General features: G+C 59.6%; 11 protein-coding genes. 3 read left to right on the forward strand and 8 right to left on the reverse strand.

Translation table 11 applies throughout. From position 1 onward, the window contains the following. Nucleotides 1-12: 12 nt before the first annotated feature. Nucleotides 13-384, reverse strand: a complete 372-nt coding sequence (locus JZX88_RS07400) for a response regulator (RefSeq protein ID WP_003521498.1) — start codon at nucleotides 382-384, stop codon at nucleotides 13-15. Between the two features lie 131 nt (nucleotides 385-515). On the opposite strand from JZX88_RS07400, the gene JZX88_RS07405 reads away from it, so the two are divergent. From JZX88_RS07405 to JZX88_RS07415, 3 genes are all read left to right on the forward strand, one after another. After that, on the forward strand, nucleotides 516-824 hold the full coding sequence (locus JZX88_RS07405; protein ID WP_003521499.1) for a DUF3572 domain-containing protein: 309 nt from the start codon (nucleotides 516-518) through the stop codon (nucleotides 822-824). A gap of 70 nt (nucleotides 825-894) precedes the next feature. Further along, nucleotides 895-2,178, forward strand: a complete 1,284-nt coding sequence (locus JZX88_RS07410) for a DNA polymerase IV (protein WP_065115448.1) — start codon at nucleotides 895-897, stop codon at nucleotides 2,176-2,178. 164 nt (nucleotides 2,179-2,342) lie between these two features. Further along, the gene (locus tag JZX88_RS07415; RefSeq protein WP_065115447.1) at nucleotides 2,343-3,581 is read left to right on the forward strand and encodes a L,D-transpeptidase family protein; all 1,239 of its coding nucleotides are present in this window, start codon (nucleotides 2,343-2,345) and stop codon (nucleotides 3,579-3,581) included. 11 nt (nucleotides 3,582-3,592) lie between these two features. Here JZX88_RS07415 and dnaE read toward each other — a convergent pair whose 3' ends face one another. The 7 genes from dnaE to JZX88_RS07450 form a co-directional block, all read right to left on the reverse strand. Next, nucleotides 3,593-7,093, reverse strand: a complete 3,501-nt coding sequence (gene dnaE / locus JZX88_RS07420) for a DNA polymerase III subunit alpha (RefSeq protein ID WP_206913129.1) — start codon at nucleotides 7,091-7,093, stop codon at nucleotides 3,593-3,595. Nucleotides 7,094-7,584: 491 nt separating this feature from the next. Beyond that, nucleotides 7,585-8,268 (reverse strand): ABC transporter ATP-binding protein, encoded by a 684-nt coding sequence (locus JZX88_RS07425; RefSeq protein ID WP_065115445.1) that lies wholly within the window; start codon nucleotides 8,266-8,268, stop codon nucleotides 7,585-7,587. A 15-nt stretch (nucleotides 8,269-8,283) separates the two neighbouring features. After that, nucleotides 8,284-9,591: a lipoprotein-releasing ABC transporter permease subunit gene (locus tag JZX88_RS07430; protein ID WP_065115444.1), complete on the reverse strand. Its 1,308-nt coding sequence runs from the start codon at nucleotides 9,589-9,591 to the stop codon at nucleotides 8,284-8,286. A gap of 124 nt (nucleotides 9,592-9,715) precedes the next feature. Then, nucleotides 9,716-11,038: a proline--tRNA ligase gene (gene proS, locus JZX88_RS07435; protein ID WP_206913131.1), complete on the reverse strand. Its 1,323-nt coding sequence runs from the start codon at nucleotides 11,036-11,038 to the stop codon at nucleotides 9,716-9,718. A gap of 700 nt (nucleotides 11,039-11,738) precedes the next feature. Continuing rightward, on the reverse strand, nucleotides 11,739-12,044 hold the full coding sequence (locus JZX88_RS07440) for a DUF1467 family protein (protein WP_065115443.1): 306 nt from the start codon (nucleotides 12,042-12,044) through the stop codon (nucleotides 11,739-11,741). Between the two features lie 164 nt (nucleotides 12,045-12,208). Continuing rightward, nucleotides 12,209-13,876 (reverse strand): ribonuclease J, encoded by a 1,668-nt coding sequence (locus JZX88_RS07445; protein ID WP_065116190.1) that lies wholly within the window; start codon nucleotides 13,874-13,876, stop codon nucleotides 12,209-12,211. A 205-nt stretch (nucleotides 13,877-14,081) separates the two neighbouring features. Beyond that, on the reverse strand, nucleotides 14,082-14,822 hold the full coding sequence (locus tag JZX88_RS07450; RefSeq protein ID WP_065116189.1) for a biotin--[acetyl-CoA-carboxylase] ligase: 741 nt from the start codon (nucleotides 14,820-14,822) through the stop codon (nucleotides 14,082-14,084).

A 14,822-nucleotide genomic window follows, 5' to 3' on the forward strand; every position in this document is an offset into this window, starting at 1 on the left:
TCCTCAGTCGCCTTACGCATCGCCCAGATAGGTCTTGATGACTTCAATGAATTTCGGGACGGAAATCGGCTTCGACACATAGGCCTCGCATCCGCCCTGACGAATCCGCTCCTCGTCACCCTTCATGGCAAATGCCGTGACGGCGATGACGGGAATGACGTGCAATTCGTCATCCTCCTTCAGCCACTTCGTCACCTCCAGCCCCGAAACCTCCGGCAGCTGGATATCCATGAGAATGAGGTCCGGGCGGTGCTTGCGGGCAAGATCAAGTGCTTCCATGCCGTTGCGCGTCTGGATCGTCGTATAACCGGACGCCTCGATCAGGTCGCGAAAGAGCTTCATGTTCAGCTCGTTGTCTTCGACTATCATGACCTGCTTGGGCATGGTGGGCAGTCCCCGTTTCGCTTTGAAACCATCATCCAGACATATAAGTTGCCTAAGAACCGATTCCATCGTCCATTTGTTGCGCAAGGCTAGAGGGATTTGGTTTCAAAATAGGTAACTTCGGGGAAGAAATGCTGCGCGATACGAAAAACAAAGGCAATGCCGGTCAGGATCCGCAAGAAACAGCGGCCGCCATACTTGGCTGGCTTGCAAACGAGCCGGAAATGCTGGCGCGTTTTCTGGCGCTGAGCGGATTGCAGGCCAATATGCTGCGCCAGGCCGTCAACGATCCCGGCTTTCTGGCCGGCCTCACCGATTTCCTGATGAGCCACGAACCGGACCTCATGGCATTTTGCGCCGCAACCGACACATCGCCCGAAACGGTGGCCGCAGCCTGGCATCATTTTTCCGGCCCGGGACTCGATTCAGGGGTGTATTGACAGGCTCGCCCCTTGAGCCATCGCCGCAGCCGGAGTATGGTCGGCGACGTTCTGGTTTTGTTTTCGGCCCATGTCCACGTCGCACTCCTATGATCCCGGTTTTTGCCGCGACTGTCTGGCCGGCCAGCCAGCGGGATCAAGGCGTTGCCGTACCTGCGGCAGTCCGCGCCTTGTCTATCATGACGAGCTCTACAGTCTCAGCATCGCCCATATCGATTGCGACGCCTTTTACGCCTCGGTTGAAAAACGCGACAATCCCGAACTTGCCGACAAGCCGGTGATCGTCGGCGGCGGCAAGCGCGGAGTGGTTTCGACGGCCTGCTACATCGCCCGTATTCAGGGCGTGCGCTCCGCCATGCCGATGTTCAAGGCGCTGGAAGCCTGTCCGGATGCGGTGGTCATCAAGCCGGACATGGAGAAATACAGCCGTGTCGGGCGGGAAATCCGTGCCATGATGCAGGAGCTGACGCCGCTGGTGCAGCCGCTTTCCATAGATGAAGCCTTTCTCGATCTTTCCGGAACCGAGAAACTCCACCACGATCCGCCGGCCCGCGTATTGGCGAAATTCGCAAGACGCGTGGAAAAGGAAGTGGGGGTCACCGTATCGGCCGGGCTTTCCTACTGCAAGTTTCTGGCCAAGGTCGCATCCGACCTCAGGAAACCGCGCGGCTTTTCGGTGATCGGCGAGGCGGAAGCGCTTTCCTTTCTGGCGACGCGGCCGGTAACGACGATCTGGGGCGTGGGCAAGGCCTTTGCGGCGACGCTGGAGGCGGACGGCATCCGCATGATCGCGCAGTTGCAGGAAATGGAGGAAAGCGAGCTGATGCGCCGTTACGGCGTGATGGGACAGCGCCTTTTCCGCCTTGCGCGCGGCATTGACGAGCGGCACGTACACAATAACGATCCGGTCAAAAGCGTATCGTCCGAAACCACCTTCTTCAACGATATTTCCCGCCACGAAGATCTCGTGCCGATCCTGCGCTCACTCTCCGAAAAGGTTGCCTGGCGGCTGAAGAAGAACGGTATTTCCGGCCAGACGGTGGTGCTGAAGATGAAAACGGCCGACTTCAAGCTCCGCACCCGCAATCGCAGGCTCGATGACCCCACCCAGCTTGCCGACCGGATATTCCGCACCGGCCTTTCGCTGCTGGAAAAGGAAACCGACGGCACCAAATTCCGCCTGCTCGGCATTGGTGTCAGCGATCTGCGCGATGCAGGCCTTGCCGATCCGCCCGATCTCGTCGACAGGCAGGCGGGACGGAGGGCGGCGGCGGAAGCGGCCATGGACAAGCTGCGCGACAGGTTCGGCAAGGGCAGCGTCGAGACCGGCTATACGTTCGGTTCACGAAAATAGTAGCCGCCATCGGCGCGGGCTGCCTGTCGGCAGTCTGCCGGTGCCGGATGTGTTTATTTTAGATTTTACACAAATTAGTGATGTTGCGACCGCACAGTCCTTAAACTTCATTAAACTTCGCATGATTGAGTAAGTGAAGTTTTGTGCATGTGGTGTATTGCGTCATGTCCCTTCGCTTCCGTCTTGCGGCCGGCATGCTGTCGGCCAGTTTTCTTGCCTTTCCGGCACTCGCCGCCGACGGCAGGGCCCTGCAAATTCTGGTATCAAAAAGCGACCAGTCGCTCTCGCTTTATGAAAACGGCGAGATCATCGCCACCTCGAAAGTCTCCACCGGCAAGGCCGGGCATGAGACACCGAGCGGCATCTTCTCCATTCTGGAAAAGCGCAAATATCACGAGTCGAATATCTATTCGGCAGCCCCCATGCCCTTCATGCAGCGGCTGACATGGTCCGGCATCGCGCTGCACGAAGGCAAGGTGCCGAACTATCCGGCCTCGCATGGCTGCGTGCGCCTGCCCTCGAAATTCGCCAAGTCACTGTTTGGTGATACGCGGGCCGGGGTGCATGTCATCATCACCGATCGCCCGGTTTCGCTGCGCTTCGTGCAACATCCCGCGCTGTTTTCCCCGCGTGACGATGCCGATGACGGCAAGCTGCTTCTCTCGGATGTCGAGCTGCGCCCGGCGACCTTCGATGCGGCACTGGGTGCGGTCGAGGTTGCCGTCAATGAAAAAACGCAGGCCGTCAGACCGGCGGCAAAGGCCAAGGCCCCCTCGCCCCTGCGCATTCTCATTACCCGGCGTGGTGAGCGGGAAAAGGTGATGGATGTTCAGGCCGTACTGACCCGGCTCGGCTTCGACGCCGGTTCCGCGGATGGTTACGCCGGGGAGATGACGATCAGTGCCGCGAACGGTTTCAAGCGCTGGAAAGGGTTGAAGACGACCGGGCCGCTTCTGACCGACGCCTTTGTGAAAGCGCTCTACGAATCCGCCGGTGAAGATCATCCGCCAAATGGCCAGATCATGGTGCGGCAGGATTTCAAACCACTGTTTGAAGCAGCTATCGACATCAGGGATCCCGACATCGCGCTCGGAACCCATTTCTTCGAGGCCGTTGCCGTGGATCGCACCGCGGGAACCGCCGAATGGAACGGCGTGACGCTTGAAAACCACCTGCCGGCCGCTGCCCGCAAACGCCTCGGCATTACGGTTACCGAAGCACCCGGCGGCTTCGACCAGTTGAGCGCCGTGCTCAGCCGTCTCGATATACCGGCGGCGATACGCACCCGGATCGAGCAAGAGCTTTCAACCGGCAGCTCGATCACCATCTCCGACCTCAGTCACCAGATGGAGACGGGAACCGGAACCGACTTCATCACCGTCACGAAGGAAGGACCCGTGTGAGGGCTTTCGCCTCACACCAGTTCCACATCCACGACACCGGGCGCGGACCGCAGGGCAGCGGCGATCTCGGGTGAAATACGGTATTTCTCCGTCAGCTCCACCTCGATCTCGCGGCTGCCTTCATCCTTGATGACGATGAAATAGACAGAGCCGTCGCCCCTGGTGTTGAGGTGGCGGGCAACGGTTTTCAGCGGGCCGGAATCGCGCACATAAACGCGCAGCGCCTTCTGCATCTGCACGGATTTTTCTTCCAGCGACTGCGCCGTCTGGATACGCAGGCCGATGCCCTCCGGGCGCTCTTCGGCCTGCACGGTGATAACAAGCGATTTGCCGACCTCCAGCAGATCGCGAAACTGGCCGAGTCCTTCGGAAAACAGCACCGCTTCGTATTGGCCCGATGCGTCCGAGAAGGTGACGATACCCATCTTGTTGCCGGTGCGGGTCTTGCGTTCCTGCTTGCCGGTGACGGTGCCGGCCAGACGCCCGGCGGTGGCGCCCTGTTTCACCGCGGCGGAAAAATCGGCGAAATTCTGCACGCGCAGTTTTTCCAGCACGGGACGATAGGTATCGAGCGGATGGGCGGTGAGGTAAAAACCGAGCACCTGATATTCACGTAGCAGTTTTTCCGAGGCGAGCCAGGGCTGGAAGGCGGGAAGGACCAGCTTCTCCGGGCCATTGCCGCCGCCCGAGCCGAACATGTCCGACTGGCCGATGGTGCGGTTGTTCTGCGCCATCTGGGCATAACCGATGATGCGGTCCAGCCCGCCGATCAGTTCGGCGCGATCACGGCCGAAGCAATCGAAAGCGCCGGCATTGATGAGGCTTTCCAGCACACGCCGGTTGATCTGCTTGGGATCGATGCGCAGGCAGAAATCCTCAAGGCTCGTGAACGGCTTGCCGTCGCGTACCTGAACGATGTGCTCCACCGCGCCCTCGCCCACACCCTTGATGGCCGCCAGCGAATAATAGATGCGGTTCTCGCCCGTCTCGAATTGCCGGAAGGAGGTCTGCACCGAAGGTGCGACGACCTCGATGCCAAGGCGGCCGGCATCCTGACGGAAATCGTTGAGCTTTTCCGTGTTGGCCATATCGAGCGTCATGGAGGCCGCCAGGAACTCCACCGGATAATGCGCCTTCATATAGGCGGTCTGGTAGGACACGATGGCGTAGGCGGCGGCGTGGCTCTTGTTGAAGCCGTAATTGGCGAATTTCGCGAGAAGGTCGAAGATGGTGTTGGCCTGCGGCTTCGAGACGCCGTTCTCGATGGCGCCGTCGACGAAACGCTCGCGCTGCTTGTCCATCTCCTCCTTGATCTTCTTGCCCATGGCGCGGCGCAGAAGATCGGCTTCGCCGAGCGAATAACCCGACAGAACCTGGGCGATCTGCATCACCTGTTCCTGATAGACGATAACGCCCTGCGTTTCCTTGAGCAGATGGTCGATGGTCGGATGGATCGATTCCAGCTCCTCCTCGCCATGCTTGCGGGCATTATAGACCGGGATGTTTTCCATCGGGCCGGGACGATAAAGCGCCACCAGCGCGATGATGTCCTCGATGCAGTCGGGGCGCATGCCGATCAGCGCCTTACGCATGCCGGCACTTTCCACCTGGAACACGCCGATGGTTTCGCCGCGCGACAGCATCTCGTAGGTCCTGGCGTCTTCCAGCGGAATGGCGGCAAGATCGACCGTGATGCCGCGCTTGGCGACAAAATCGACGGCGACCTTCAGCACCGTCAGCGTCTTCAGACCGAGGAAGTCGAATTTGACGAGACCGGCGCTTTCGACCCATTTCATGTTGAACTGGGTGACCGGCATATCGGATCGCGGATCGCGATACATCGGCACCAGCTTGGAGAGCGGCCGGTCACCGATGACGATACCGGCGGCATGGGTGGAAGCGTGGCGGTAAAGCCCTTCGATCTTCTGGGCGATATCCAGCAGGCGGGCGACGACCGGCTCCTTGTCCGCCTCCTCCTGCAGGCGCGGTTCTTCCTCGATCGCTTTTGACAGCGGCGTCGGGTTGGCCGGATTGTTGGGCACCAGCTTGCAGATCTTGTCCACCTGCCCATAGGGCATTTCCAGCACGCGGCCGACGTCGCGCAAGGCCGCACGCGCCTGCAGCGAACCGAAGGTGATGATCTGCGCCACCTGCTCACGGCCATATTTGGCCTGCACGTAGCGGATCACCTCTTCACGACGATCCTGGCAGAAGTCGATATCGAAGTCTGGCATCGATACGCGTTCAGGATTGAGGAAGCGTTCGAACAGCAGCGAGAAACGCAGCGGATCGACGTCGGTGATCGTCAGCGCATAAGCGACGAGCGAGCCGGCACCCGAACCACGGCCCGGGCCAACCGGAATGTCATGCTGCTTGGCCCATTTGATGAAGTCGGCAACGATGAGGAAATAGCCGGGGAATTTCATGCGCGAGATGACGCCGAGTTCGAAATCCAGTCTCTCGCGATATTCCTGCTCCGTATAACCCGGCGCCATGCCAAGTGCGGCGAGACGCTGATCCAGCCCCTCCACCGCCTGCCGGCGAAGTTCCTCGGCTTCGGCGCGTTCCGCCGCCTCCGGGTCGTCGCTGGCGCCGGTGAAACGCGGCAGGATCGGCCCGCGCTTCTTCAGCACATAGGAACAGCGCAGCGCAATCTCGACGGTATTTTCCAGCGCCTCGGGCAGGTCGGCAAAAAGCGCCGTCATCTCCTCGCGGCTTTTGAGATAATGATCAGGCGTCAGGCGAAACCGGCTGTCATCGGAAACGATGGCGTTATGCGCCACCGCCATCAGCGCGTCATGCGCCTCGTAATCGGCCTTGGAAGGGAAAAACGCCTCGTTGGTGGCAACGAGGGGAATATCGTGTTCATAGGCAAGGCCGATCAGGCGCCGCTCATGGGAGCGGTCATAACCGGACTGACGCTGCAACTCGATGTAAAGCCTGTCACCGAAGAGCGACTTCAGTGCCAGCAGCCGCTCTTTCGCCTGCGCGGCATGGCCTTCCTTCAGCGCCATATCGACCGGACCGCCGGTAGCACCCGTGAGCGCGATCAGCCCGGCATTGGAGGCCTCCTCCAGCCATGCACGGGTGATATGCACGGAATGGCCACTGCCCTCGCCTTCCAGATAGGCGCGGCTGACGAGATCCACCAGCTGCTCATAACCCTCGGCATCGGCGGCCAGAAGGACGATGGCGGGAAGTTTCTGAAGATGGCTGTTGTGGCTGCGGCGGTCCTCCGCCGCATCCTGCATGTCGATCGACAGCTGGCAGCCGATGATCGGCTGCAGACCCTCATCGCGCGCTTTTTCGGAAAACTCCAGCGCGACGAAGAGGTTGTTGGTATCGGTAATGGCGATGGCCGGCTGGCCATCCGCGACGGCCTTGGACATGATTTTCTTGAGGGGCAACGCCCCCTCAAGCAGGGAATAAGCGGAATGAACCCGCAGATGAACAAAACCCGGCGTCTTCAGCGTTTTGTCAGAGATCTCTGCACGCACAACCGTATCGCCCATATCGTCATCCTGTCATTCTGAATCGAGGGGGCGATTTTCCGATTTCCGGCGCTCAAAGTCTACAGCCTTGCGGTGGCCATACAGGCTTCTGCGCCGGTATCTCCTTCACAGGGCGGTGAGGATCACCGAAAAGCTGGCCACAAAGACAGCGATGGAGGCGAAAGCGGCAACGTCACGGATGAAATCAGTCATTGGTCTCTCCTTACTCGTTATGTTCCAACTTTGTTCTCATTTTGTTCGATTGTCAACAGGGTTTTGCTGATATTCCTCTTGCTAACGCCGCAGAATCAGCCGCGGTTCCGTTCACATTTTCGGCAAGCCCCTGACTCCAAAGCGAAAAAACCCGGAGGAAAAAACACCTCCGGGTTGCCAAAAAATGCAGATATGAAAGAGCAGATGCCGACCCTGCGGATCAGGGCCGGAGCGAATCCCGGCCGCGCACGCTATCCGCGCCGGCGGCCGCACGGCAAGTCGGAGGAATGTTCGGCCGATCAGAAATCGACGATCTTGCCGTCGGCGAGCGTTACGCGTCGGTCCATCCGGGCCGCGAGTTCGTGGTTATGGGTGGCGATCAGTGCCGCAAGGCCGGATTGCCGCACCAGCGCCTCCAGCGCGTCGAAGACATAATGCGCGGTCTCGGGGTCGAGGTTGCCGGTCGGCTCGTCCGCAAGCAGCAGCAGTGGCGCATTGGCGACAGCACGCGCAATGGCCACGCGCTGTTGTTCACCGCCGGAAAGTTCGGCCGGACGGTGTTCACCACGATGGCCGACACGCATGTAGTCGAGCAGCGCGCTGGCGCGCTTGTGCGCCTCGGCCGGAGCAAGGCCGGCGATCAGCTGCGGCATCATCACGTTTTCCACGGCGGAAAATTCCGGCAGGAGGTGATGGAACTGATAGACAAAGCCGATATCGCTGCGACGGATCGCGGTGCGCGTCTCGTCCGGCAGCCCCTGACAGGGCGCGCCATTGATGAAGATCTCGCCTGCATCGGGATGCTCCAGCAACCCGGCCAGATGCAGGAGCGTGGATTTACCCGTGCCGGAAGGGGCGACAAGCGCCACCATCTCGCCGCTCCTCAATTCAAAATCGGCCTTGCGCAGGATCGATAGCGACGTCTCGCCCTGACCATAGGTCCTCTCAACGCCAGTAAGCCGCAGCACTGTTTTTTTTGCCATATTGCGAAGCGGTCCTTATTCGTAACGCAGGGCCTGCACCGGATCGAGCCTGGAGGCCCGCCATGCCGGAAAGATCGTTGCCAGGAAAGAAAGCGTCAGCGCCATGATGACAACGGTAATGGTCTCGCTGATATCCATTTCGGCCGGCAGCTGGCTCAGGAAATAAAGCTGCGGATCGAACAGCACCGTGCCTGATATCCAGGAGAAGAACTGCCGGATGGATTCCACGTTAAGGCAGACGATGACGCCGAGCGCCACGCCGGCAAAGGTGCCGACCATGCCGATGGCCGCCCCGGTCATGAAGAAGATGCGCATGACAGCGCCGGAACTGGCGCCCATGGTGCGCAGAATGGCGATGTCGCTGCCCTTGTCCTTCACCAGCATGATGAGACCGGAAATGATGTTCAGCGCCGCCACCAGAACGATGAGGGTGAGGATCATGAACATCACGTTTCTTTCCACCTGCAGGGCGGAGAAGAAGGTCTGGTTCCGCTGTCTCCAGTCGGTGATATAAATCTGCCTTCCGGCTGCCTGTTCCACCAGCGGCCGGATGCCATCGACATCATCGGGACGGCTGACGTAAAGCTCGATGGATTGCACGATGCCGTCGGCATTGAAATAGAGCTGGGCCTCGGACAGCGGCATATAGATCATCGAGGCGTCATATTCCGACATGCCGATCTCGAAGACGCCCGATATCTTGTAGGATTTGACGCGCGGATTGACGCCCATCGGCGTCACGTCGCCTTCCGGCGAAATGAGGGTGATATCATCGCCCGCCGTCACGCCGAGCTGGGCGGCAAGCCTTGAGCCGACAAGGACGCCATCACCCGCCATGAAGCCGACGAGATCACCGGTCTTGATGTTGTTGGCGACTTCCTTGACCTTGTCGATATCCTCCTGGCGCACGCCGCGCACCAGCGCGCCGGAGCCCGCGCCGCCACGGCCGGAAGCGAGCGTCTGCCCTTCCACCAACGGCAGGGCCATGGTGACACCCGGAACGGCGGCGAACTTCTTTGCCAGCTCATCATAATTGTTGAAGGGCTGGTCGATCGGCTGCACGATCATATGGCCGTTGATGCCGAGAATGCGCGAGATCAGCTCCGTGCGAAAACCGTTCATCACAGCCATGACGATGATGAGCGTCGCGACGCCCAGCATGATGCCGACAAAGGAAAACCCGGCGATGACGGAAATGAAGGCTTCCTTGCGTCGCGACCGCAGATAACGCCAGGCCACCATACGTTCAAAAGCGGAAAAAGGCCGTGCGGTCTTTTCCCGGACAGCAGGAGCCGCACTCTTTTCAGCCTCGGCTTTTGCCATGTCGTCTCCCTGATCTCATACCACAAGGCCGGTCTTTTCCGAAAACCGGCCCCTATTTCCGTGACATCGGCGCTTTGGAAGCGAAGCGGTTCCGGTGAAGCCGCTCCCGCCTTCCCGTCCGCGCTTAGCCAAGCACCCTGTTCATTGCCGCCTCGATCGTGACGGTTTCCCGCTCGCCGCTCTTGCGATCCTTTACCTCGACCTCGCCATTCGCGACCGAACGCGGACCGACGATGATCTGCAGCGGCACGCCGATCAGATCGGCGGTCGCAAACTTCTGGCCCGCACGGTCGTCGGTATCGTCGTAAAGAACATCCTTGCCGGCGTTGGAGAGCTGATAATACAGCTTTTCGCAAGCCGCATCGCAGGCCTCGTCACCAGCCTTCATGTTGACAATGACGACATCAAAAGGCGCGACCGAGGCCGGCCAGATGATTCCGTTCTCGTCATGCGATGCTTCAATGATGGCGGGAACAAGGCGTGTCGGGCCGATGCCGTAGGAACCCATGTGGACAGGGTGTTCCTTGCCGTCCTTGCCCTGCACTTTCGCGCCCATCGGCTCGGAATATTTGGTGCCGAAATAGAAGATGTGACCGACTTCGATACCGCGCGCCGAGAGGCGTTCGCCCTCGGGAATGGCATCATAGGCGGCTTCATCATGCATTTCGGAGGTGGCGGCGTAGTCGGCCGTCCACTCGTTAAATACGCCCTGAAGGGCTTCGACGTTGTCGAAATCGGTATTTTCGGCAGGAATGGCGCGGTCGAGGAAGCTCTTATGGCAGAAAACCTCGGATTCGCCGGTATCGGCCAGAATGATGAATTCGTGACTGTGGTTGCCGCCGATCGGGCCGGTATCGGCGCGCATGGGAATGGCGCGCAAACCAAGGCGCTCGAAGGTGCGCAGATAGGCGACGAACATCTTGTTATAGGAATGGATCGCGTCTTCCTTGGTCAGGTCGAAGGAATAGGCGTCCTTCATCAGGAACTCGCGCGAGCGCATCGTGCCAAAGCGCGGACGCACCTCGTCGCGGAACTTCAGCTGGATGTGATAAAGGTTCAGCGGCAGGTTCTTGTAGGACTTCACATAGGAACGGAAGATGTCGGTGATCATCTCCTCGTTGGTGGGACCGTAGAGCATCTGGCGGTCCTGACGGTCCTTGATGCGCAACATCTCCTTGCCGTAATCGTCATAACGGCCGCTTTCCTGCCAGAGCTCGGCCGATTGCAACGTCGGCATCAGAAGCTCGATGGCGCCGGAGCGGTCCTGCTCCTCGCGGATGATGCGGTTCACCTTGTCCAGCACGCGCTTACCGAGCGGCAGCCAGGAATAGATGCCCGCCGATTGCTGCCGGATCATGCCCGCACGCAGCATCAGGCGGTGGGAGACAATCTCGGCTTCCTTGGGGTTTTCCTTCAGGATGGGCATGAAATAACGGCTGAGACGCATGACGGCTTCCATTGATATGGACGACAGCGCGCAAAAGCGCGAGAATCGCCCCGAATAAAGGGATATTGGCGCCGGATATAGCCGTTTCCCGCCAAGAAGAAAACCCGCCATGAAAAGAGCCTTAAAGGCGATTTCGTGGCATTTTCGCGATAGCTAATTCGCGTCAAAACGCTTTGGCCGGAATATTATTCTTGATCCGGTGCGACAAATTGCACCATAGGGAATTTTTTGCCGACTGTAACAAATATGCAAAAAATGAGATGACAAGCAGGGGTGATTGAGCTAGCTTTAGCTTACAAAAGAGGCAAGAAGTTTAAATTCTTGTCATTTTCGCGGTCAGTCTTGGGAGGATCAGATCTTAGGCGCGCTCGTTCGCAGCCCCGGCAACGGTTACAGATCACGCGAAACCTGGAAAACAAGGCTGAAAGGCCTTGTTTTTTTTTGCTTCAAACACACAACAGCGCCCCGGCCCGTTATTCCGGCAATTGTGACGGTGAATCAGCCGCTCACGACGCCTATGCTGTGTGCACGACGGAGATGACATCCATATGACAGTGTCGATGCGCCTTGCGGCGACAGGGACGGTGCTGCCCTGTTTTCAGTCATCCCGGTTTTGAGGCGGAATGCATTCGATACGTCGTAAACGCAACGGAGCCACGCTTCCCAAATCAAAGGCCCAGCGGGATTAAGTTCCGATGCTTCAGTCGTAAACGGGGACAATTCTCGGCAGATCATCAAGACTGAAACCGAACCACCAGGACCCGCCGTACCAGACGCCACAGATCAGCGCCGATATCAGTGTCGTCCACAGGACGATGCGACCGCCCCGAAACCGTGAGGGCGCACTGGCCACGGTGCCGAGCGCCACATCACCCTCTTCTGCCTGGGTGCGAAGCCCGATCGGCAGTACGATAAAAAGCACTGTCCACCAGACGATGAAATAAACGGCGAAGACCGAAAGAAGCGGCATGACGTCCTCCTGCGCAATGCGTTGCTTGTAACGCATTCATCCGTAAAGCGGAATCAAATCCCTGCAAGATGCGTAAAAAGCCGCGTTGAAAAAAGGGCCGCGCCTTGCGGCGCAGACCCTGTTCTCGACCGGCAGGATGATGGACGACGATCATTGTGCCGCCCACCGGCCGCGATCATTCAAAGATTGGCATCCCTGCCTCACACCTTCGTGACAAAAACCGTTACGATGGGCTTCTTGCCCCAGGTCTGGTTGGCGGCGGCGCGCACGGCGCGGCGCACCGCTTCGCGCAGCAGTTCCAGATCCTTGCGTCGCGCGCGGGGGATGCTCTCAACGGCGCCGAGAACGGCGTCATAAAGCGTGTCCTCCATATCCTCGCCCTCATCGTCGAATTCAGGCAGGCCGAAAGGCACGACATCCGGATCGCCGAGGAAATCGTAACGGCTGTCCAGCACGACATTAACGGAGACGTGGCCGGCAAAGGAGAGCTTGCGGCGATTGCTGATGCCCATCTCGTCCATGTCGCCGATGAGATTGCCATCCTTGAAGACGCGGCCATGCGGCGCGTCATCGATGACTTCCGCCGGGCCTGGCGCAAGCCGCAGAATATTACCGTTGCGCACCTTCGGCACCTGCGAAATGCCGGCCTGTTCCGCCAGTTCCTTCTGCGCCACCAGATGCGCCGCCTCACCATGAACGGGCACGACAATCTGCGGCTTCGTCCATTCATACATTTTCAGCAGTTCATTGCGGCGCGGATGGCCGGAAACGTGAACAAGAGCCTCGTTATCTGTGACGATATGGACGCCCTGCTCGATCAGGCCGTTCTTGATATCGATGATGGCCTTTTCATTGCCGGGAATGGCGCGCGAGGAAAACACCACCGTGTCTCCCGCAGCCAGCGCCACATTGCGCATCTCGTCACGCGACAGCTTGGCGAGTGCGGCACGCGGTTCGCCCTGCGAACCCGTCAGGATCAGCACCACCTTGTCGCGCGGGATGTAGCCATATTCGTCTTCGGCGAGGAATGGCTTGATGCCTTCCATGATACCGAGATCCTGCGAGACATGAACGACGCGCTTCAGTGACGAGCCGAGCAGCAGAACCTCGCGGCCCGCCGCCTCCGCCGCCTGGGCAATCGAGCGGATGCGCCCGACATTGGAGGAGAAGGTGGTGACGGCGACGCGGCCTTCGGCATTTTCGATGATCTGCCGCAGACCTTCGGAAACCTCGTGTTCGGAGGGCGATACGCCATCGCGTACCGAATTGGTGCTGTCGCACATCAGCGCCAGCACACCCTCTTCACCGATGGCGCGGAAGCGGGCTTCATCCGTCAACGGCCCGAGCGAGGGCGCCTCATCGATTTTCCAGTCACCGGTGTGGATGACGTTGCCGAGCGGCGTGCGGATGACCAGCGACATTGGCTCCGGGATGGAGTGATTGACGCCGACAGCCTCGATTTCAAACGGACCGACATTGATGCGGTCGCCCGCCTTGAACGGCGTGACCGGAATTTCGGCGCGCGTGCCCTCATAAGCACGCTTCGCCTCCAGCATGCCGGCGGTGAAGCCCGAGGCATAGACCGGCACGTTGAGACCCGGCCACAGGTCATTCAGCGCGCCGTAATGATCCTCATGGGCGTGGGTGATGATGATGCCTTTGAGGTTTTTCTTCTGCTCGGCGATATAGCTGATATCGGGCAGTACCAGATCGACGCCCGGCAGGTCGGGTCCGGCAAAGGTCACGCCGCAATCCACCATGATCCATTGGCGCTTGCTTTCCGGACCGTAACCGTAAAGCGCCAGATTCATGCCGATTTCACCGACGCCGCCAAGCGGCAGGAAGACCAGTTCGTCCTGTTTAGCCATTGTTGTTTTTATCCATTCATAAAAGCGCACGGACGACGGCATCATGCCCCGCCCCCGCGCCGGTTTTCAGCATCGGACCTGTTGAACCATCTGATCGACCGGGCCGATGCGGAGCCGGTCTGCCACCCTGCTTTTCATGAGCCGCAGGAAAGCTCCAACCTGTGGGACAGGGTTCGGCGCGGGTTGCTGGACCGCACCGTTCGCCTCATCCGAAAAACACGTCGCCGGCGGCGATGGAGCGCCTTGCGCCCTCATCCTCATCCAGCAGCAGATAACCATTATCATCAATTCCGACGAAACGCCCGCCGATCGAACGATCCGGAAAGTTGACGGTGATATGTTCGCCGATACCGCAGGCAGCGGCCCGCCAGCCGGCCATGACGCCGGCCACACCCCTGCCCTCGTCCCAGTCTCGCAGCACATCCGCCGTCTCGCGAAAAAGATGCGCGAAGAGTTCGTCGGGCGAGCAGGAAGCGCCGTGTTCGGAGAGCATTGTGACGGGATAAAGCGGATTGTCCGGCTTATGGGCGATATTGATACCGATGCCGATGACGATTGCCCGCCGCCCATCCGGCAGAAGCTCCGCTTCCATCAAAATGCCGCAGGTTTTCTGGCGACCGATCAATACGTCGTTTGGCCATTTGATTTCAAGCGGAGCACCACCTGCCGGCAGGACCGCGCGGATGGCACGATAGACGGCCAGCGCAAAGGCAAGCGGCAGGGAGCCGATACGATCCATCGGAGCGGGATCAATGAGAAGAAGCGAGGCGTAGAGGTTGCCGGGCTCGGAAACCCAGGGCCGGCCGCGGCGACCGCGACCGCCGGTCTGGCGGATGGCGGTGATCCAGAGATTACCGCCATCACCCGCCCGCGCCCGGGCGAAACACTCTATGTTGGTCGATGGCGTTTCCACCATCGCCTCGTGCCGGAAGTCATCGATGGACAT

The sequence above is a fragment of the Agrobacterium sp. OT33 genome, from assembly GCF_017313365.1.
GTDB classification, from domain to species: Bacteria; Pseudomonadota; Alphaproteobacteria; order Rhizobiales; family Rhizobiaceae; genus Agrobacterium; species Agrobacterium rhizogenes_A.